This is a genomic window from Terrabacter koreensis (assembly GCF_054783315.1).
In genome coordinates this window covers 251,491-269,397 of the sequence record NZ_BAAGQU010000005.1, presented here as the reverse complement: position 1 = coordinate 269,397, position 17,907 = coordinate 251,491, and the positions used below count along the sequence as shown (strand labels likewise).

Annotated in this window: 19 protein-coding genes; 10 read left to right on the top strand and 9 right to left on the bottom strand. The window is 73.1% G+C overall.

The features are described 5' to 3' along the window. Positions 1-3: 3 nt before the first annotated feature. The gene (locus ACYVNR_RS13555) at positions 4-900 is read left to right on the top strand and encodes a M56 family metallopeptidase (RefSeq protein ID WP_461048575.1); all 897 of its coding nucleotides are present in this window, start codon (positions 4-6) and stop codon (positions 898-900) included. Between the two features lie 32 nt (positions 901-932). After that, positions 933-1,949, top strand: coding sequence for a UDP-glucose 4-epimerase GalE (galE, locus tag ACYVNR_RS13550; protein ID WP_461048573.1), 1,017 nt, complete (start codon positions 933-935; stop codon positions 1,947-1,949). Positions 1,950-2,094: 145 nt separating this feature from the next. Here the strand turns inward: galE and ACYVNR_RS13545 are convergent, their stop codons facing one another. Beyond that, complete coding sequence (locus tag ACYVNR_RS13545) at positions 2,095-3,486, bottom strand: MFS transporter (RefSeq protein WP_461048571.1); 1,392 nt, start codon at positions 3,484-3,486, stop codon at positions 2,095-2,097. 9 nt (positions 3,487-3,495) lie between these two features. Beyond that, positions 3,496-3,912 (bottom strand): YybH family protein, encoded by a 417-nt coding sequence (locus ACYVNR_RS13540; protein ID WP_045189631.1) that lies wholly within the window; start codon positions 3,910-3,912, stop codon positions 3,496-3,498. A 173-nt stretch (positions 3,913-4,085) separates the two neighbouring features. Between ACYVNR_RS13540 and ACYVNR_RS13535 the strand changes: the two genes are divergently transcribed. The 3 genes from ACYVNR_RS13535 (at position 4,086) to purB (ending at position 6,958) form a co-directional block, all read left to right on the top strand. Next, on the top strand, positions 4,086-4,640 hold the full coding sequence (locus ACYVNR_RS13535; protein WP_045189736.1) for a low molecular weight protein-tyrosine-phosphatase: 555 nt from the start codon (positions 4,086-4,088) through the stop codon (positions 4,638-4,640). Between the two features lie 26 nt (positions 4,641-4,666). Next, complete coding sequence (locus ACYVNR_RS13530) at positions 4,667-5,437, top strand: VOC family protein (protein WP_458799304.1); 771 nt, start codon at positions 4,667-4,669, stop codon at positions 5,435-5,437. 108 nt (positions 5,438-5,545) lie between these two features. Next, positions 5,546-6,958: an adenylosuccinate lyase gene (purB, locus tag ACYVNR_RS13525; RefSeq protein WP_461048568.1), complete on the top strand. Its 1,413-nt coding sequence runs from the start codon at positions 5,546-5,548 to the stop codon at positions 6,956-6,958. A 112-nt stretch (positions 6,959-7,070) separates the two neighbouring features. Here purB and ACYVNR_RS13520 read toward each other — a convergent pair whose 3' ends face one another. From ACYVNR_RS13520 to ACYVNR_RS13510, 3 genes are read right to left on the bottom strand one after another with little or no spacing between them, the layout of a single operon-like run. Continuing rightward, positions 7,071-9,455, bottom strand: coding sequence for a heavy metal translocating P-type ATPase (locus ACYVNR_RS13520; RefSeq protein ID WP_461048566.1), 2,385 nt, complete (start codon positions 9,453-9,455; stop codon positions 7,071-7,073). Then, positions 9,439-10,470, bottom strand: a complete 1,032-nt coding sequence (locus ACYVNR_RS13515; RefSeq protein WP_461048564.1) for a hypothetical protein — start codon at positions 10,468-10,470, stop codon at positions 9,439-9,441. The genes ACYVNR_RS13520 and ACYVNR_RS13515 overlap by 17 nt, the downstream gene beginning before the upstream one ends. Continuing rightward, positions 10,467-10,685 carry a heavy-metal-associated domain-containing protein gene (locus ACYVNR_RS13510; protein WP_461048562.1) on the bottom strand — a complete coding sequence of 73 codons (219 nt, stop codon included), beginning with the start codon at positions 10,683-10,685 and terminating at the stop codon, positions 10,467-10,469. Before ACYVNR_RS13510 ends, ACYVNR_RS13515 begins: the two co-directional genes overlap by 4 nt. Before the next feature lie 176 nt (positions 10,686-10,861). On the opposite strand from ACYVNR_RS13510, the gene ACYVNR_RS13505 reads away from it, so the two are divergent. From ACYVNR_RS13505 to ACYVNR_RS13490, 4 genes are all read left to right on the top strand, one after another. Continuing rightward, entirely contained in the window at positions 10,862-11,272 is a 411-nt protein-coding gene (locus ACYVNR_RS13505; protein WP_461048560.1) for an MmcQ/YjbR family DNA-binding protein, read from the top strand. Positions 11,273-11,336: 64 nt separating this feature from the next. After that, on the top strand, positions 11,337-11,618 hold the full coding sequence (locus ACYVNR_RS13500) for a metal-sensitive transcriptional regulator (protein ID WP_386054373.1): 282 nt from the start codon (positions 11,337-11,339) through the stop codon (positions 11,616-11,618). A gap of 40 nt (positions 11,619-11,658) precedes the next feature. Beyond that, positions 11,659-11,874 (top strand): heavy-metal-associated domain-containing protein, encoded by a 216-nt coding sequence (locus ACYVNR_RS13495; RefSeq protein ID WP_461048558.1) that lies wholly within the window; start codon positions 11,659-11,661, stop codon positions 11,872-11,874. Continuing rightward, a complete protein-coding gene (locus tag ACYVNR_RS13490; RefSeq protein ID WP_461048556.1) occupies positions 11,871-14,225 on the top strand; it encodes a heavy metal translocating P-type ATPase in 2,355 nt (784 codons plus the stop codon). The genes ACYVNR_RS13495 and ACYVNR_RS13490 overlap by 4 nt, the downstream gene beginning before the upstream one ends. A gap of 91 nt (positions 14,226-14,316) precedes the next feature. On the opposite strand, the gene ACYVNR_RS13485 is transcribed toward ACYVNR_RS13490, so the two are convergent. The 4 genes from ACYVNR_RS13485 to ACYVNR_RS13470 all read right to left on the bottom strand — a co-directional run bounded on the left by ACYVNR_RS13485 (position 14,317) and on the right by ACYVNR_RS13470 (position 17,389). Further along, positions 14,317-14,952 (bottom strand): VOC family protein, encoded by a 636-nt coding sequence (locus ACYVNR_RS13485; protein WP_045189646.1) that lies wholly within the window; start codon positions 14,950-14,952, stop codon positions 14,317-14,319. 130 nt (positions 14,953-15,082) lie between these two features. After that, positions 15,083-15,940, bottom strand: a complete 858-nt coding sequence (locus ACYVNR_RS13480) for a TrmH family RNA methyltransferase (RefSeq protein WP_461048553.1) — start codon at positions 15,938-15,940, stop codon at positions 15,083-15,085. Positions 15,941-15,970: 30 nt separating this feature from the next. After that, complete coding sequence (locus ACYVNR_RS13475; protein ID WP_461048551.1) at positions 15,971-16,399, bottom strand: DUF2000 family protein; 429 nt, start codon at positions 16,397-16,399, stop codon at positions 15,971-15,973. A 162-nt stretch (positions 16,400-16,561) separates the two neighbouring features. Continuing rightward, positions 16,562-17,389 (bottom strand): AraC family transcriptional regulator, encoded by an 828-nt coding sequence (locus ACYVNR_RS13470; protein WP_461048549.1) that lies wholly within the window; start codon positions 17,387-17,389, stop codon positions 16,562-16,564. Positions 17,390-17,472: 83 nt separating this feature from the next. On the opposite strand from ACYVNR_RS13470, the gene ACYVNR_RS13465 reads away from it, so the two are divergent. Then, positions 17,473-17,898, top strand: coding sequence for a VOC family protein (locus ACYVNR_RS13465; RefSeq protein ID WP_045189655.1), 426 nt, complete (start codon positions 17,473-17,475; stop codon positions 17,896-17,898). Positions 17,899-17,907 lie beyond the last annotated feature (9 nt).

The following is a 17,907-nucleotide window of genomic DNA, read 5'->3' as shown; positions in this document are numbered from 1 at the left end:
CCTGTGCTCGTCGTCGCGGGACTCGTCGCCCTGGCGGTCCTCCTCGCCTGGCCGGTCCCCCGCGCCCTCGCCCGGGTGACCAGCCTCCGTCGTGCCCCGCGCGCGGCGCTCGTCCTGTGGCAGTCGACGGCCGTGGCGGCGGTGCTCGCCGCCCTGCTCGCCGCACCTGCAGCCCTGCCGGCGCTGCTCGGGCGCGAGGTGCGCCTGTCGCAGAGCTGGCCCACCGTCACCGTCGCCGCCCTCCTCAGCGCCGTCGTCGCGGTGCGGCTGCTGCTCTCGGGCGACCGGGTCGGGCGCAACCTGCGCGCGGCGCGACGCCGCCACCGCGACCTCGTCGACCTGCTCGGCACGCCCGGTGAGGGGACCGACCGCCACATGCGGGTGCTCGAGCACACGACCCCGACGGCATACTGCGTGCCCGGCGTGCGGCGCCGCGTCGTGCTCACCCAGGGCACTCTCGACCGGCTCGGCCCCGACGAGCTCACCGCCGTCCTCGCCCACGAACGCGCCCACCTCGCCGCCCGGCACGACCTCGTCATGGAGTTCTTCACCGTCGTGCACGAGGCGATGCCGCCGTGGCTGCGCTCCGAGGCGGCGCTGCGCGAGGTGCACCTGCTCATCGAGGTGCTCGCCGACCGCGCCGCCGTGCGCCGTGCCGGCGCCGTCAACACCGGGCGCGCCATCGTGGCGATGGCCGGGGGCCCCAAGCCAGTGGGCGCGATGGCGATGGCCGACAGCACCCGCGTCGCGAGCGCCCGCATCCAGCTGCTCGACGCCGACCGCATCGCCGGCCTCCCGGTGGGCGTGGTCGCCGCGACCATGTATGCCGCCTCGGCCGTCCTCGTGGCCGTCCCGCTCGCGCTCTACGGCCTCGCGATCGCCGAGCTGTCGCTCGTCTGACGCCCCCGGCACCCCCTCGATAGGGTGGGCGCATGCGCGTACTCGTCAGCGGCGGAGCCGGTTACATCGGCTCGCACACGGTGGTCCAGCTCGTCGCGGCAGGGCACGACGTGCTCATCGTCGACAACTTCGGCAACAGCAAGCCGAGCGTCGTCAACCGGCTCGAGGCGCTCACCGGGCGGCACCTGCCGGTGCACTCGTTCGACCTCACCGACCACGACAAGACCGAGCACCTCTTCGCCAACGAGCCCATCGACGCGGTGATCCACTTCGCGGGCCTCAAGGCCGTCGGCGAGAGCGTCGAGCTGCCCCTCGAGTACTACGAGAACAACCTCGGCTCGACCTTCTCGCTCGTGCGCGCGATGCGCCGCCACGGCGTGACCAAGCTCGTCTTCAGCTCGTCGGCCACCGTCTACGGCACCGACCAGGAGGCCGCGACCGAGGAGCGCCGCACCTTCGCGACCAACCCCTACGGCTGGACCAAGGTGATGCAGGAGCAGATCCTGCGCGACGTCGCCGTCGCCGACCCGTCGATGCGCATCGCACTGCTGCGCTACTTCAACCCGATCGGGGCCCACGCGTCGGGCACCATCGGCGAGGACCCGCAGGGCATCCCGAACAACCTCGTCCCCTACATCGCGCAGGTCGCGGTGGGCCGCCGCGAGTACCTCTCGGTCTACGGCGACGACTACCCGACGCCCGACGGCACCGGCCAGCGCGACTACATCCACGTCGAGGACCTCGCCGCCGGCCACCTCGCCGCGCTCAACCGGCTCGAGACGATGGACGAGCCGGTCGGCACCTGGAACCTCGGCACCGGCCACGGCACCTCGGTGCTCGAGATGCTGCACGCCTTCGAGCGGGCCGTCGGCCGCGAGCTGCCCTACCGCGTCGTCGAGCGCCGCCCCGGTGACGTCGCCGTCTCCTTCGCCGACCCGGCCAAGGCGAACCGCGAGCTCGGCTGGGTCGCGACCCGCACCATCGACGACATGTGCGCCGACACGTGGCGCTGGCAGCAGGCCAACCCCACCGGCTACCCCGACGCCTGACCCCTCCGGTCCCGAGGCCGTACGCGGCTGCCGACCCCGAGCGCCAGGCCGCCCGTCGAGTGCTCACTTCCCGCCACGCTCCGCGTCACGAACCGAGCACTCGATGCGCTGATGGCGTCGGGAACCGAGCAATCCATGGCGGCACTCACGTCGGGACGCCGAGCCCCACGCCGGGGCGCCGCGTCAGGGACGCGGGTCGAGGGCGTCGTAGTCGCGGAACGACGGGACCCGGGCGACCGTGACGACGACGAGCACCACGACGAGGACGCCGCCGACGACGGACGGCACCCACGTCGCCGTCAGGGTGGCCACCGTGCCGGCGAACATCTGGCCCAACCGTGGCCCGCCGGTGACGACGACGGTGAAGACGCCCTGAGTGCGCCCCCGCAGCTGGTCTGGCACGGCCGACTGCAGGATCGACTGGCGGAAGATCGCGCTGATGTTGTCGGCGCCCCCCCGAGACGGCGAGGCACAGGGCCGCGCCGGCGAGCGCCCACCGGTTGACGTCGCCGAAGTCCATCGACGCGACGGCGGAGCCACTGAGGGTCGTGACCGCGAGCACGGTGCCGAAGCCGAGGATGCCGAGGCCGTACGCGACGATCGAGTCGCGGATCGCCCTGCCCTGCCAGCGCAGCCCGGTCACCCGCCCCGAGCCGAGGCTGGAGAGGATGCCGCCGACGGCGAACGACGCGAGGAGGATGCCGGCCGTCACCGAGCCGCCGCCGATGACGATGGCGCCGACCGCCGGGAAGAGCACCATGGGCTGCCCGAAGGTCATCGCGATGATGTCGACGACGAAGCTCATGCGGACGTTCGGCGCCCGGCGCAGGTGCGCGAGCCCGTCGACGACCGACCGGAACCCCCCGGCCGCCGGCCGGTCGCCCTCGGGCCGGATGCGGGGCAGCGTCCAGAGGCCGAAGAACCCGGCGAGGAAGAGGATGACGTCGATCGTGTAGGTCCAGGCGTAGCCGGCGCGGGCGACGAGCACCCCCGCGACACCCGGCCCGACCGTCACCATCACGCCCGCCGAGATACCAAGCAGCGCAGCGGCTTTCGGCAGCTGCTCCTTGGGCAGCAGCCGTGGGGTGATCGCCTGCCGCGTCGCTGACGCGATCGTCGCGGCGACGGCGTTGACCGTCGTAATGACGTAGAACATCCAGACGTGCTCGGCCCCGAGCCACGCGACCGTCGCGAGGACCACGGTCGAGGCCCAGGCCACGGTCGACGCGGACAACGCGACGGTGCGCCGGTCGAAACGGTCGGCGATCGCCCCGCCGTAGAGCCCGGCGACGACCATCGGGAGCAGGGAGAACCACGCCACGAGCGAGACCATGAAGGTCGAGCGCGTCAGGTCGTAGATGTGCAGGCCGACGGCGGTGTTGGTGACGAAGGTGCCGATGCCGGCGAGGGTGTTGCCGAACCACAGCCGCGCGAAGGCGGGGCTGACACGCAGCGGGGTGAGGTCGATGAGGTGTGACCGGCGCCCGGGTGCGGCGGCCTCGACACGGGTGTCCGGTCCGGGGGAGGCGTCAGTCACAGAGCGACGCTACGCCACGGCGAGGGGCGCCGAGTCGACGGGCAGGCACGCCGGGACGCCGCGCAGCCGCGAGCCGTCGCGCACCCACACCCACCGCCCGTCGGACGTGCGACGCGCGACCTGGGTGCGCACCGAGCCGTCGCTGCACGACGACGTGGTCATCGCGAGGTCACCCGCGACGACGGCCCGCGACAGGACCGCGCCGTCGAACGGCCCGAGGGCCTCGGCCGCGAGCGCCGCGGCGAAGGCTGCGCGGATCGCCTCGTGCCCGGCCGCCTCGCGGCCCAGCGGCAGGCTCACGACGGCGTCGGCGGCATACAGCCCGACGATGCCGTCGAGGTCACGGGCCAGCGCGAGCTCGACGAAACGGGCCTCGAGCGCCTCCGGGGCGCCCGCCCCCTGTGCCGCCTGCGGTGTCGTCGTCATGCGAGGACCATGTCATCCCCCACCGACACCGGCCCCGACACCGCTCGTCCGCCACTGCGACGGGGCGCGCAGCCACCCCGCCACCGGGCCGTGCACGACTGTCCGGAATGTCCGGTCGACGAGTCGGATCGCTTCGGCCTTCCCGCCGACGTTCGCGGTGTTCAATGGGGATCATGTCGCCTCGCCCCGTCCACGTCACGTTCGTGTGCAGCGGCAACATCTGCAGGTCGCCCATGGGTCACGTGATCCTCCAGCGGATGGTCGACGACGCCGGTCTGCGCGAGCACGTGACGGTCAGCTCGAGCGGCACCGGTGACTGGCACGTCGGCGAGCACGCCGACCCCCGCACCGTCGCCGAGCTGGCCCGGCACGGCTACGACGGCAGCCGGCACCGCGCTCGCGAGTTCGACCCTGCCGAGTTCGACGACGTCGACCTCGTCCTGGCGTCCGACGAGGGACACGTGCGCACGCTCCAGCGGCTGGCCCGCACGGAGGCCAACCGCCGCAAGATCCGGCTCGTGCGCGAGTTCGACCCCGAGGCGGTCGCGGCGGGCACCCTCGAGACCGGCGACCCCTGGTACGGCGGCGAGGACCACTTCGCCCGGTGTTTCGTTGAGGTGGAGGCGGCCTGCCGTGGCATCCTTCACCACGTCAGGGACCAGCTGGACCGCCGGCTGGACGGTCGACCGGGCGTCCTCGACGACCGGCCTGAGACCGGTCGGCCCTGACCCCGACGCGAGACCCGAGCCTGACTGTGCCCGACTATCCCTATGGATCCCCTTGCTGGGTCGACCTGCTCGTCAGCGACGTCCCCCAGGCGAAACGCTTCTACACCGAGCTCTTCGGTTGGCAGTGGATCGCCGGCGACGCCGCCACCGGCGGCTACACGATGGCGTTGCTCGACGGCCACCCCGTCGCCGGGATCAGCCGCAAGCCCGACAACGCCCCGATCCCCAGCCAGTGGACCACCTACCTGCGCGTCGGTGACATCGACGTCGCCGCGCAGGCCATCAACACCTACGGCGGCCGCACGATCGGTCGGCCCGTCCCCCTCGGCGCCCTGGCGAGCACCCTCATCGCCGTCGACCCCGGTGGCACGTACTTCGGGGTGTGGCAGCCGCGCGACCTGCCCGGCAGCGGCCTCCTCGACGAGCCCGGGTCGCTGACGTGGAACGAGCTGCTGACCCGCGCCTACGACCAGGTGCAGGCGTTCCAGCACGCCGTCTTCGGCCACGAGTTCACCGACGAGACCGAGCCCGACGGCCCGCGCTGGTCGACCGCGCACACGGGCGACGGCAACCCGGCATACGGCCTCTCCGAGATCAGCGACGACTGGCCGGCGACGATCCCCTCCCACTGGGTCGCGTCGTTCGCCACGCACGACGTGGACCGTTCGCTGGAACGGGCCCTCGTCAACGGCGCCACCGTGCTGCAGCCGCCGTTCGACGGGCCGTTCGGGCTCGGTGCCGTGCTGAGCGGGCCGGAGGGAGAGGTCTTCTCACTCCTCGTGCCCGACCTGGACTGACGCTCGCACAGACCGGTGGCGTATGCCGTGTGGCCGGGACTGCACGTCGCCTCCCGAGCGCGGCGGACGGCATACGAACCACTCCTCCCGCTCTGGGAGGATGTCGGCATGGCTTCGCTTGCTGACGCAACCCCGCCCATCGCGCTCGGGGCGCTCGACGGCCGCTACCGCGCCGCCGTCGCGCCCCTCGTCGACCACCTCTCCGAGGCGGCCCTCAACCGGCAGCGCGTGCACGTCGAGGTCGAGTGGCTCGTGCACCAGACGACCAACGGCGTCGTGCCGGGTGTGCGCAAGCTGAGCGACGACGAGGTGGCGGCGCTGCGCGCGGTCGTCGAGGACTTCGGACCCGACGAGGTGGCCGAGCTCGGCGAGATCGAGCGGGTCACGGTGCACGACGTCAAGGCGGTCGAGTACTTCCTCAAGAAGCGCCTCGCCGAGATCGCCCCGGCCGAGGCCGACAAGGGCCTCGCCGAGCTCATCCACTTCGGCTGCACGAGCGAGGACATCAACAACCTCTCCTACGCCCTCATGGTCAAGGGCGCCGTCGAGCAGGTGTGGCGGCCCCAGGCGCAGTCGCTCGTCGAGCAGGTGTCGCAGATGGCGCGCGAGCTCAAGGACGTCCCGCTGCTCGCCCACACCCACGGCCAGCCGGCCACGCCGACGACGATGGGCAAGGAGCTCGCCGTCCTCGCGCACCGTCTCGGCCGTCAGCTGCGGCGCATCGACAAGCAGGAGTACCTCGGCAAGTTCAACGGCGCCACCGGCACGTTCGGCGCCCACGCGCTCGCGCTGCCCGATGTCGACTGGCCCGCCGTGTCGCGCGCCTTCGTCGAGGGCCTCGGCCTCACGTGGAACCCGCTGACGACCCAGATCGAGAGCCACGACTGGCAGGCCGAGCTCTACGCCGACGTCGCGCGCTTCAACCGCATCCTGCACAACCTCTGCACCGACGTGTGGACCTACATCTCGATGGGCTACTTCGCCCAGGTGCGCGGCCAGGGCACGGTCGGCAGCTCGACGATGCCCCACAAGGTCAACCCGATCCGCTTCGAGAACGCCGAGGCCAACCTCGAGGTGAGCAACGCGCTGCTCGACGTGCTCGGCGGCACGCTGGTCCAGAGCCGTCTGCAGCGCGACCTCACCGACTCGTCGATGCAGCGCAACATCGGCACTGCGTTCGGGCACTCGATGCTCGCTCTCGACAACGTGGCGCGTGGCCTCGCCGGGCTCGACGCCGTGCCCGAGCGCATGGCCGCCGACCTCGAGGCCAACTGGGAGGTGCTCGGCGAGCCGATCCAGTCGGCCATGAGGGCCCTTGGCGCGCAGGGCGTTCCGGGCATGGAGGAGCCCTACGAGCGGCTCAAGGAGCTGACCCGTGGCCGCCGCGTCGGCGGCGACGAGGTGCGCGAGTTCGTGCGCGGCCTCGGGCTGCCGGCAGACGTCGAGGCCCGCTTCGTCGCGCTGACTCCGCAGACCTACACCGCGCTGGCGAGCCGCCTCGTCGACGACCACCTCGCCTGACGGCCTGCGCCCCGGTTCCCGGCCGGACGCACGAACCCCGCCCCGAGCGAACCACCCACGCAGGGTGGCCCACCGGGAGGCGGGGTTCGTGCATCGACGGGGGGATCCCCGTTCAGGCGCCGGGGCGGAAGCCGCGCAGGCGCAGGCTGTTCGTCACGACGAAGACCGACGAGAACGCCATCGCCGCGCCCGCGAGCATCGGGTTGAGCAGACCGGCCGCGGCCAGCGGCAGGGCGGCGACGTTGTAGGCGAAGGCCCAGAACAGGTTGCCCTTGATGGTCGCCAGCGTGCGCCGCGAGAGCCGGATCGCGTCGGCGGCCACGCGCAGGTCGCCACGCACGAGCGTCAGGTCGCCGGCCTCGATCGCCACGTCCGTGCCGGTGCCCATCGCGAGGCCGAGGTCGGCCTGGGCGAGCGCCGCGGCGTCGTTCACGCCGTCGCCCACCATGGCGACGACCCGGCCTTCGTCCTGCAGCTGCTTGACGACGTCGACCTTGCCGGCAGGCAGCACCTCGGCGACGACGTCCTCCGGGGCGATCCCGACCTCGGCGGCGACGGCGCGCGCGGTCGCCGCGTTGTCGCCCGTGAGCAGCACGGGCCGCAGGCCCAGCCCGCGCAGCCGGCTGATCGCCTCCGCCGACGTCGGCTTGACCGTGTCGGCGACGACGAGCACGCCCTGCGCCGTCCCGTCCCAGGCGACGACGACCGCCGTGCCACCCGACTCCTCGGCCCGCCGCATCGCGGTGGCCAGCTCGACCGGCATGTCGACGCCGCGCTGCTCCACGAACGACGCGCGCCCCACGACGACCTCGTGAGCCGCCTCGTCCACGGTCACGACGCCCCGGACCCCGAGGCCCTCGCTGTTCGCGAAGTCCGTCACGGTCGGCAGGGCCGCCGACCCGTCCAGCCGGTCGCGGGCGCCCGACGCGACGGCCCGGGCCACGGGGTGCTCGGACGCGTCCTCGACGGCGCCCGCGAGCAGCAGCACCTCGTCGGCCGACGCGCCCCCGGTCGGCACGACGTCCCGCAGCTGCATCCGGCCGGTCGTCACCGTGCCCGTCTTGTCGAGCACGACGGTGTCGACCCGGCGCGTCGACTCCAGCACCTCGGGCCCCTTGATGAGGATGCCCAGCTGGGCCCCGCGGCCGGTGCCGACCATGAGCGCCGTCGGCGTCGCGAGGCCCAGGGCGCACGGGCAGGCGATGATGAGAACCGCGACGGCTGCGGTGAAGGCGGTCGCGGTCCCGTTCCCCGTGCCGAGCCAGTAGCCGAGCGTCGCGACGGCGATCGCGATGACCACCGGCACGAAGATGCCCGACACCCGGTCGGCGAGCCGCTGCACCTGGGCCTTGCCGTTCTGGGCGTCCTCGACGAGGCGGGCCATCTGGGCGAGCTGGGTGTCGGCCCCCACCCGGGTGGCGCGCACGACGATGCGGCCGCCGGCGTTGACGGTGGCGCCGACGACGGCGTCTCCGGGGCCGACGTCGACGGGCACCGACTCGCCCGTGAGCATCGACGCGTCGACCGCCGACGAGCCGTCCTCGACGACGCCGTCGGTCGCGACCTTCTCACCCGGCCGGACGACGAACCGCGTTCCGGCGGTGAGGGACCCGACCGGCACGCGCTCCTCCACCTCACGTCCGTCGAGACCCGGCCGCAGGACCGCGACGTCCTTGGCGCCCATCTCGAGCAGGGCCCGCAGGGCCGCGCCGGCCTGCCGCTTCGAGCGTGCCTCCGCGTAGCGTCCGGCGAGCAGGAACGTCGTGACACCGGCCGCGACCTCGAGGTAGAGGTTGCCCGAGCCGTCGGAACGCGCCACCGTCAGCTCGAACGGGTGCACCATGCCGGGCACGCCGGCCTCGCCGAGGAAGAGGGCCCACAGCGACCAGCCGAACGCCGCGATCGTGCCCATCGACACGAGCGTGTCCATCGTCGTGGTGCCGTGCCGCAGGTTCGTCCAGGCCGCGCGGTGGAACGGCCACGCTCCCCAGACGACAACGGGCGCCGCAAGCGTCAGCGAGGCCCACTGCCAGTAGGTGAACTGCAGCGCCGGCGCCATCGACATCGCGATGACCGGAACGGTGAGCACCGTGGACACGAGGAGGCGCTCGCGCAGCCGACGCGCGCGGTCGTATGCCGGGTCGTTCCCCTCGGCGCCCACGCCGGCCTCGTCGCCCTGCCCCTGCGACGTGGTCGCCGGCGGCGCCGGCACCGTCGCGCCGTAGCCGGCCGCCTCGACGGTGCGGACGAGGTCGGCCACCGAGACGGTGTCGGGCACCGTGACGCGCGCCTTCTCGGTCGCGTAGTTGACCGTCGCGGTGACGCCCTCGAGCTTGTTGAGCTTGCGCTCGATGCGGTTGGCACACGAGGCGCAGGTCATGCCCGTGACGTCGAGCTCGACCGTCGCGCCGGGCAGGGTCGGCGTGCCAGGAGCCCCGGTGGCGTCGGGGAGGCGCAGCGAGCCCAGGACGGGCGTCGGGTCAGTGGCCGTGGCCATCGGAGTCTCCTGTCTGCGTCGGCTCGGAGGTGGGGTCGGTCGCCGGCTCGGGCGCGGGGGCCTCGGAGGCCTCGGCGGCCTCGGCGGCCGACACGACGAACGAAGCGGTGCGCACCACGCCGTGGTGCTGGAAGTCGAGGTGGAGGCGGTAGCCGCCGGCGCTCGGCACCGTCGTGTGGAAGACGACCGCGGGGCCGGCGGTGGTGCGACCGTCGCCGGGCTCGCCGTCCGGGTGGACGTGCAGGTAGGCGAGGTCGCCGTCGCGGAGGGCGACGAGGTGGCCGTACGCGCCGAGGTAGGGGTCGAGGTCGGTGACCGGGCGGCCGTCCTTGGTGACGGCGAGGCCGAGGCGGGCGTCGCGGCCCGCGACGAGGTCACCGGTCAGCGTGACGGTGTAGCCGTCGACGACGGCGGTGCGAGAGACCGGCGCCGCGCTGACCGGCGTGAAGGCGCCGGCCACGGACAGGTCGCTGCCGAGGGTGAGGGCCTGCCCGCCCGAGGCCTTGAAGTCCGCGAAGAGCCGCCACGTGCCCGGGGTCAGGTCGAGGGCCGTCGTCCACGTGCCGTCGGCGGCGAGCGTGGGGTGGACGTGCTGGAAGCCGCTCTGGTCGCGGCGCACCGCGATGAGGTGCAGCCGCTTCTCGTGCTGGACGTCGAACGCCGTGACCGCGGTCCCGCCCGGCCCCGTCACGGTGAAAGACACGGGGACGGCCCGGCCCGCGACGGCAGTCGCGGAGGCCAGGCGCAGCGCGTAGCCGTCCTGGGCGACGGTGAGCCCGCCGGGCAGCGCGGACGAGACCGGCGACCCGGGCTCGGAGCCGGCCGAGCCGTGACCGGTGGTCGAGGCGGCGCCGTGCCCGCCCGCTGCATGGGGAGCAGCAGTAGTCGTGGCATCGGTGGGCCCGACGGCCGAGCCGACCGCAAGGGCCCCGCCGAAGAGCGCGCCCAGGCCGAGCACGAAGCCGGCGACCCGGGACGGCGTGCCCAGCCGGGCGACTCGCTCGCCGACGCTCATGACGCACCCGCGAGCTCGTAGCCGGCCTCCTCGACGGCGGCGCGCACGTCCGCCTCGTCGACGACGCCGGCGGAGGTCAGGGTGAGCCGGCCGGTCTCGAGGTCGACCTCGACGCGCTCGACCCCGGCGAGAGCACCGACCTCCTCCGAGACGGACGAGACGCAGTGGCCGCACGTCATCCCGACGACGGTCCAGGTGCTGGTGGTCTGGCTCATGGTGGTGGTCCTTCCGGCTGCAGTGAGGTTTCTGTGTCGATACCCGCGGGGGGTATCTCGATGTCACCATAACCGATGCCGCGCATACCCGCCAGGGGTATCCGAGGGCCTTCGGCCCGACGGCAGGCCGCGTCGCTCCTGTCGCGCGCGTGCGCTCCCGGCTACCGTGCTGTGGCATGGCGCCATCCCGCAGGGCCCAGTTGGCCGATCTCGACGAGATCGCCCTCTCCCTGCCCGAGGTCACGCGCGACCCACCCAAGGGCGGCCGGCCGGCATACCAGGTCAGGGGCAGGACGTTCGCGTTCGCCAGAGGCCCCCGCAAGGACGCCTTCGACCCCGAGACCGGCGAGCTCTACGACGACGTGCTGGCCTTCTCGTGCACGGCGGAGGACAAGGAGGCCATGGTCGGTGACGACGCGAGCCCGTGGTTCACGACCGCGCACTGGAACGGCTACAACGCCGTGCTCCTCCTCGAGCGCGACCTGCCGCAGGTGACCGTGGCCGAGCTGCGCGAGGTGCTCACGGACGCCTGGCTCACCAAGGCGCCGAAGCGGCTCGCCGCCACCCTCACCGAGGAGCAGAGGTGAGTCGCGACGTGGTGCGGAATACCCCACCTGGGTATGCTGTTGTCGACGGAGAGGAGGTGGCGACGTGCCCGGATACACCGGCAGCAAGGACGACTACCTGAAGCGGCTGCGCCGCATCGAGGGGCAGGTGCGCGGCGTGCAGAAGATGGTCGACACCGACACGTACTGCATCGACATCCTGACCCAGGTCAGCGCCATCACCAAGGCCCTCCAGGCCGTCAGCCTCGGCCTGCTCGAGGACCACGTGTCCCACTGCGTCGTCGACGCCGCCCGCGAGTCCGACGAGGCCGCCCAGGAGAAGGTGCGAGAGGCCGCCGACGCCATCGCCCGCCTCGTCCGCAGCTGAGGCACCCCAGAACCGAGCCCGACCGCCGAGGAGGCACCCGATGAGCACCCAGACCGAGATCACCGTCGCAGGCATGACGTGCGGGCACTGCAGCGCAGCGGTCAGCCAGGAGCTGTCGGCCCTGCCCGGCGTCGTGGCGGTCGCGGTCGACCTGCACCCCGGCGAGGACTCTCCCGTCACCATCACGAGCGAGGCCCCCCTCGACCCGGTGGTCGTCGCCGACGCCGTCGCCGAGGCGGGTTACAGCGTCCGATGACCGAGGGGCGGGCACCGGTGACGCCCGACGAGCGGCCCCCTGAGGAGGTCCGGCTCGCCATCACCGGCATGACCTGCGCCTCCTGCTCCGCGCGCATCGAGCGCAAGCTGTCCAAGGTCGCCGGCGTCGAGTCCGCGACCGTCAACCTCGCCACCGAGAAGGCCCTCGTCTCCTTCTCGGCACCGGTCACCGTCGACCAGATCGTCGCCGAGGTGCAGAAGACCGGCTACGGCGCCACCGTCGTCGGTGCCGCCACGTCCCCGAGCCCGTATGCCGCCCCGTCCGAGACCGCGCGCCCAGCGGCGGGTGCCTTGCTCGAGAAGCTGCGCGCCCAGGAGCTGGCGCGGCAGAAGGTCCGCCACGACCACGACGGGCACGAGCGGCACGAGCGGCACGACGCGCAAGACCCCGCCGACCACCTCGAGCACACCCCGGCCCAGGACGTCATCCGGCCGCGCCTCGTCGCCGCGGTGGCGCTCACCGTTCCGGTGCTGGTGCTCGCGACCTTCCTGCCCTCGCTCGCCGCGAGCCCGTGGCTGCAGCTGCTCCTGTCGACGCCGGTGGTGCTCTGGTGCGCCTGGCCGTTCCACCGCGCCGCCGCCGTCAACGCCCGCCACCTTGCCTCGACGATGGACACCCTGGTGTCGCTCGGGGTCGCGGCGGCCTACGGCTACTCCGTCGTCGAGCTGCTGACGGGCACCGGCGACGAGACGCACCTCTACTTCGAGGTGGCTGCCGTCGTGACGACGTTCCTGCTCGCCGGCCGCTTCCTCGAGGCGCGCGCCAAGGACTCCGGCAAGGACGCCCTGCGCTCGCTGCTCGACCTCGGCGCCAAGGACGTCGCGGTGCTGCGCATCGACCCGCAGACCCGCACCACGAGCGAGACCCGGGTGCCCGTCGAGCAGCTCGTCGTCGGCGACCAGTTCATCGTGCGCCCCGGCGAGAAGGTCGCGACCGACGGTGTCGTGCTCGACGGGTCCAGCGCCGTCGACGCCAGCCTGGTCACGGGCGAGTCCACCCCCGTCGACGTCGGCCCGGGCGACGCCGTCACGGGCGGTTCCGTCAACACCACCGGGCGCATCGTCGTCGAGGCCCGCCGGGTCGGTTCCGAGACGATGCTCGCCGGCATCCAGCGGCTCGTCGAGACCGCGCAGACGGGCAAGGCCAAGGTGCAGCGGCTCGCCGACCGCGTGTCGGCCGTCTTCGTCCCGGCCGTCCTCGCCATCGCGCTCGTCACGTTCGTCGCCTGGCTGGCGACCGGCCACGACCTCTCGCGGTCGCTCGCCGTCGCCGTGACCGTGCTCATCATCGCCTGCCCCTGCGCGCTCGGGCTCGCGACGCCGACCGCGCTGCTCGTCGGCACCGGCCGCGGCGCGCAGCTCGGCACCCTCATCAAGGGTCCCCAGGTGCTCGAGGACACCCGCCGCGTCGACACGGTCGTGCTCGACAAGACGGGCACCGTCACCACCGGCGAGCTGCGGCTGCGCCGCATCGCGGTGCGCGGCCGGCTCTCGAAGAAGGCTGCCCTCACTGCTGCGGCGGCGGTCGAGCAGGGCAGCGAGCACCCCATCGCCCGGGCGATCGTCGACGGCGCGGCACTGGCCCGCATCGACCTGCCGCGCATCCGCGACTTCCAGTCCAACCCCGGCGAGGGCGCGAGCGCACGCATCAAGGACACCGAGGTGACGGTGGGCAAGGCAGCACTCTTCGAGAGCGTCGACCCCGCCCTCGTCGAGCACGCCTCGCGCCAGGCCGGCACCACCGTCTTCGTCGGCTGGGACGGCGTCGCCCAGGCCGCCCTCACGGTCGAGGACACCGTGCGCGACACGTCGAAGGCCGCCATCGACCGCCTGCGCGCGCTCGGCCTGACCCCCTACCTGCTCACCGGCGACAGCGCCTCCAACGCGCGCAGCGTCGCCGAGCAGGTCGGCATCCCGTCCTCCCACGTGCGCTCCGACGTGATGCCCGCCGACAAGCACCGGATCGTCACCGAGCTGCAGCAGCAGCACCGGGTGGTCGCGATGGTCGGCGACGGCGTCAACGACGCCGCCGCGCTCGCGCAGGCCGACCTCGGGCTCGCGATGGGCTCGGGCACCGACGTCGCGATGGACTCCGCCGACATCGTGCTCGTTCGCACCGACCTCGACGCGGTCGCAGACGCCATCGGTCTCTCGCGGCAGACGCTGCGCGTCATCAAGCAGAACCTCGCCTGGGCGTTCGGCTACAACACGGCTGCGATCCCGCTCGCCGCCTTCGGGCTGCTCAACCCGATGGTCGCCGGCGCTGCGATGGCCCTCTCGTCCGTCCTGGTCGTCACGAACTCGCTGCGCCTCAAGCGCTGGCCCCGCTGACCGGCGTACGCCCTGCCGGGTCGTCTCGCAACGACCAACGGCGGCCACCCCCGTGGGGTGACCGCCGTCGCGTGCGAGCTGAGGGGCTGGGTCAGATGGTGACCTTGCCGTCGGGGGTGTCGAAGGTGACCGACAGCAGGCCGGGCGTGCCGTGCGGCGCGACGAACGTGAAGTCGATGCCGCCCTTGTCGAAGGTGTCCTCAGGGCCGAGCCACTCGCGCACGCGCTTGGGGTCACCGGCAATCTGGAGGTTGTCGATCGAGACGGCCGTGTCGGCACCCGCCGACGGGTGGACCGTCATGTCGTCCCACTCGATGAAGTAGGGCACCTGCGGGTCGGCCATGAGGCCCTTGATGCCGAGCTGGCGCCACTTGAGCTCGGTGCCGTCGGGGCGGTGCCGGTTGCCCGGGACCGACTCGCGGCCGAGGCGCTGCTCGACGACGGAGATGTCGTCGACCGCGACGACCCACCCGAGCCAGCCGCCGCCGGCCTCGGACGCGGCGCGCACGGCCTGGCCGAACGGGGCCTTGTCGGACGCCGGGTGGTCGAGCACCTCGACGACCTCGAGGTAGTGGTCCTTGGCCAGGGGGAAGATCACGTTGCGCGTGCCGAAACGGGGGTGCACCCCGCCGTCGACCGCGGGGACGCCGATGAGCTTCGACAGCCGGTCGGCGGTGGCCTTGAGGCCACCGGCCTCTGCTGCATAGGAGACGTGGTCAACTCGCATACAAGACATCGTGACACACGCCAAGGGGTGCTCTTGACCACCCCTCCCCTGCCCCTCGACGCCCACCTCACGCGTCACACGCGCGTAACCCGGCCGTCATCGCGTACGCCGTCACGCCACCTCGGGAGGGTCAGCGCAGGTCGCGCTGGCGCACCGCCTCGTAGAGCACGATGGCGGCGGAGGCTGCGACGTTGAGGCTGTTGGCCTTGCCGTGCATGGGGATCCGCACCCGGTGCGTGGCAGCCTCGAGGAGGGTGCGGTCGGCGCCGTGCTTCTCGCTGCCGACGGCGACCGCGACGCGGCCCGTGTAGTCGACGTCGGTGTGGAGCAGGTCGGTCTCGGGGGTCGTGACGACGAGGCGGATGTCGTTGACCTCGAGCCATGCGAGGGCGTCGGCGGTCGTCGCGCTCGCGGCGGGCACGGCGAAGACCGTTCCCTTGCTCGCGCGCACGACGTTGGGGTTGCCCCAGTCGGTGACGGGGTCGGCCGCAACGACGGCGTCGACCCCGGCAGCGTCGGCGGTGCGGAGCATGGCGCCAAGGTTGCCGGGCTTCTCGACGCCCTGGCTGAGCAGGGTGAGGTGGTCGGGTCCGTCGACACGCAGGTCGTCGAGCGTGACGCCGACGCGGTCGACCACGGCGAGCAGACCGTCGGGCCCCTCGCGGTAGCTGACCTTCTCGAAGGCGCCACGGCTCAGGTGCACGACCTCGACGCGGTCGTCTCGCAGCCGGGCGAGCAGGTCGGTCTGGTGACCGATGTCCTGGCTGCCGGCGCGGCCCGCGGGGCTGAAGAGCTCCTCGCAGACGTAGACGGTGCCCGGTCGCACCCCTGCCGACAGGGCGAGGCCGATCTCCTCGTAGCCCTCGACGAGGGTCTGCCCCGTCTCCTCGCGGGTGCGGCGGCGGCGCAGGCCGAGCAGGCCCTTGAGGCGGGGGTTGGCGGCCGACGTGATGGTCAGCTCGCGGGAGGGGTGGGTCGGGTTCGTCATGGCAGGCCCAGCATCGCATCCGCCCGCACGTCAGGGGTGCAGGCGCGAGCCCTTGAGGATGCGGTCGACGGCGTTCCTCGGGCCGTGCAGCGCGAGGCCCACGAGGTCGAGGTGGGCGGTCGGCACGGCGGCGACGGCCGCGCGGTTGTCCGCGTCGTGGCCGGTGGCGAACATGTCGCGCGTGTAGACGGCCACCGGGGTGCCGCGGCGCAGGGCCCGCTCGTGCGAGGCGGTGACGGCTGCGGCGTCGCCCCCGAAGACGAGCACCGGCATGCCGAGCAGGGGCAGGTAGGTGCGGCCGTCGGCGTCGGCGTACGGCTCGCCGACGAGCTCGGGGTGCGCCGCCGTCACGCCGCTGACGAGGAACGCGGAGACGTTGAGGCGCTGCCAGGCCTCGAGGTCGTCGCGCACGAGGACGGCGATCTTGGTGTCGAACGGCGGGGTCAGCAGGTCACTCATGCCTCGATCGTCCGGCCGGGGCAGGGTCGCGTCTTGTACGTCGTTGATGTCATGCCAGATCGGTCACGAGATCGCGCAGGTGGAGTCGTCTCACGCCAGCGAGCGCCCGATCACACGCCCGAGCCCGTAAGCCGCACGGCAGGGTCCTCGACGCCCGTGGCGTCAGGCGCTGCGTTGGTAGCGGGCCGGCGTCGTGCCGAGGAACCGTTTGAAGTGGCGCGTCAGATGGGCCTGGTCGTAGAAGCCGGCCTCGGTCGCGACGAGGGCCGCGGGCACCCCGTCGCGCAGCCGGCGACGTGCGAGGTCGAGTCGGCGGCCGACGACGTACTGGTGCGGTGCGATGCCGTACGCGTTCACGAAGGAGCGCACGAGGTGTGCTGTCGTGACCCCGAGGGAGGCAGCCACGGCTGCCACACCGTCGGTGCCCACCGGGTCGGCGTCGAACGCCTCTCGCGCGAGTGCCGCCACGCGGCCGGTACGCGCGCCGCGCGCGGACGCCGAGAGGGACGCCGCGGGGGACGCAGGCTCAGGCGCCCGGCATACGAGATGGGTGGTGAGCCGCTCGACGACGAGGGCCAGGCGCGACTCGGCCTCGAGGTCGTCGCGGGCGACGAGGGCCCGGTCGAGCAGCGACACCCCGTGCCGCAGGTCGGCGACCGGCACGAGCGGCGCGTCGACGGCGCGGCCCACGAGGGCCGGTGCGATGACGTCCTCCTCGAGGTAGACGACGCGCTTGCGGAAGCCGCCCGCGGTCAGGGCCCGGCCGTCGTGCACCACGTGCGGTGGCAGCAGCGTGACACCCGAGCGGACCGCGGTGTGGTCGTGCCGGTCGAGGTCGTAGCCGATGACGCCGTCGTCGACGACGAGCAGCGTCCACGTGTCGTGGGTGTGACCCGGGTAGGCGTGGTCGTGCCACTGCGCGTGGAAGACCTCCGCGACGCCCGCGACCGCGGGCCGCCACGAGACCGTGCGGTCGGTCAGGGGCTCCACAACGGCACGGTAACCCGGTCGAGCCGGTACGGGCTCCTAGGCTGGACGCGTCCGCGTACGGCCGGCTCGAGCGAGGAGCGTCGATGACCGAAGAGGGCTACCCACGGCTCATGCACACGGCGCTCGACACCGAGGACGCCCGTGGCCTGGCGGAGTTCTACCGCGAGCTGCTCGGGCTGCACTACCGGCCGGGCGACGAGCCGCCGCCCGACGGCAGCGACGACGACTCGGACTGGCTGGTGCTGCTCGACGCCGACGGGGTGCGACGGCTGGCGTTCCAGCAGGTCGACGCACCGCTGCCACGCGCGACGTGGCCCGCGCACGACGTGCCGATGCAGCTGCACGTCGACTACGCGGTGCCGACCTTCGCCGAGCTCGAGCGGCACCGCGACCGGGCGCTGGCCCTGGGCGCCGAGCTGCGGCTCGACCGCACGGCTGACCCCGACGAGGCACTCGTCGTGCTCGCCGACCCGGCGGGGCACCCGTTCTGCCTGCTCGTCGCCGGCTGAACCCGGCAC

What these genes read in the sequence shown, in the direction of transcription:
- ACYVNR_RS13480 (WP_461048553.1), bottom strand. Translation starts at nt 15,940, where the DNA reads ATGACGAACCCGACCCACCCCTCCCGCGAGCTGACCATCACGTCGGCC.
- ACYVNR_RS13490 (WP_461048556.1), top strand. Translation starts at nt 11,871, where the DNA reads ATGACCGAGGGGCGGGCACCGGTGACGCCCGACGAGCGGCCCCCTGAG.
- ACYVNR_RS13505 (WP_461048560.1), top strand. Translation starts at nt 10,862, where the DNA reads ATGGCGCCATCCCGCAGGGCCCAGTTGGCCGATCTCGACGAGATCGCC.
- ACYVNR_RS13520 (WP_461048566.1), bottom strand. Translation starts at nt 9,455, where the DNA reads ATGGCCACGGCCACTGACCCGACGCCCGTCCTGGGCTCGCTGCGCCTC.
- ACYVNR_RS13465 (WP_045189655.1), top strand. Translation starts at nt 17,473, where the DNA reads ATGACCGAAGAGGGCTACCCACGGCTCATGCACACGGCGCTCGACACC.
- ACYVNR_RS13535 (WP_045189736.1), top strand. Translation starts at nt 4,086, where the DNA reads ATGTCGCCTCGCCCCGTCCACGTCACGTTCGTGTGCAGCGGCAACATC.
- ACYVNR_RS13510 (WP_461048562.1), bottom strand. Translation starts at nt 10,685, where the DNA reads ATGAGCCAGACCACCAGCACCTGGACCGTCGTCGGGATGACGTGCGGC.
- galE (WP_461048573.1), top strand. Translation starts at nt 933, where the DNA reads ATGCGCGTACTCGTCAGCGGCGGAGCCGGTTACATCGGCTCGCACACG.
- ACYVNR_RS13515 (WP_461048564.1), bottom strand. Translation starts at nt 10,470, where the DNA reads ATGAGCGTCGGCGAGCGAGTCGCCCGGCTGGGCACGCCGTCCCGGGTC.
- ACYVNR_RS13495 (WP_461048558.1), top strand. Translation starts at nt 11,659, where the DNA reads ATGAGCACCCAGACCGAGATCACCGTCGCAGGCATGACGTGCGGGCAC.
- ACYVNR_RS13475 (WP_461048551.1), bottom strand. Translation starts at nt 16,399, where the DNA reads ATGAGTGACCTGCTGACCCCGCCGTTCGACACCAAGATCGCCGTCCTC.
- purB (WP_461048568.1), top strand. Translation starts at nt 5,546, where the DNA reads ATGGCTTCGCTTGCTGACGCAACCCCGCCCATCGCGCTCGGGGCGCTC.
- ACYVNR_RS13485 (WP_045189646.1), bottom strand. Translation starts at nt 14,952, where the DNA reads ATGCGAGTTGACCACGTCTCCTATGCAGCAGAGGCCGGTGGCCTCAAG.
- ACYVNR_RS13540 (WP_045189631.1), bottom strand. Translation starts at nt 3,912, where the DNA reads ATGACGACGACACCGCAGGCGGCACAGGGGGCGGGCGCCCCGGAGGCG.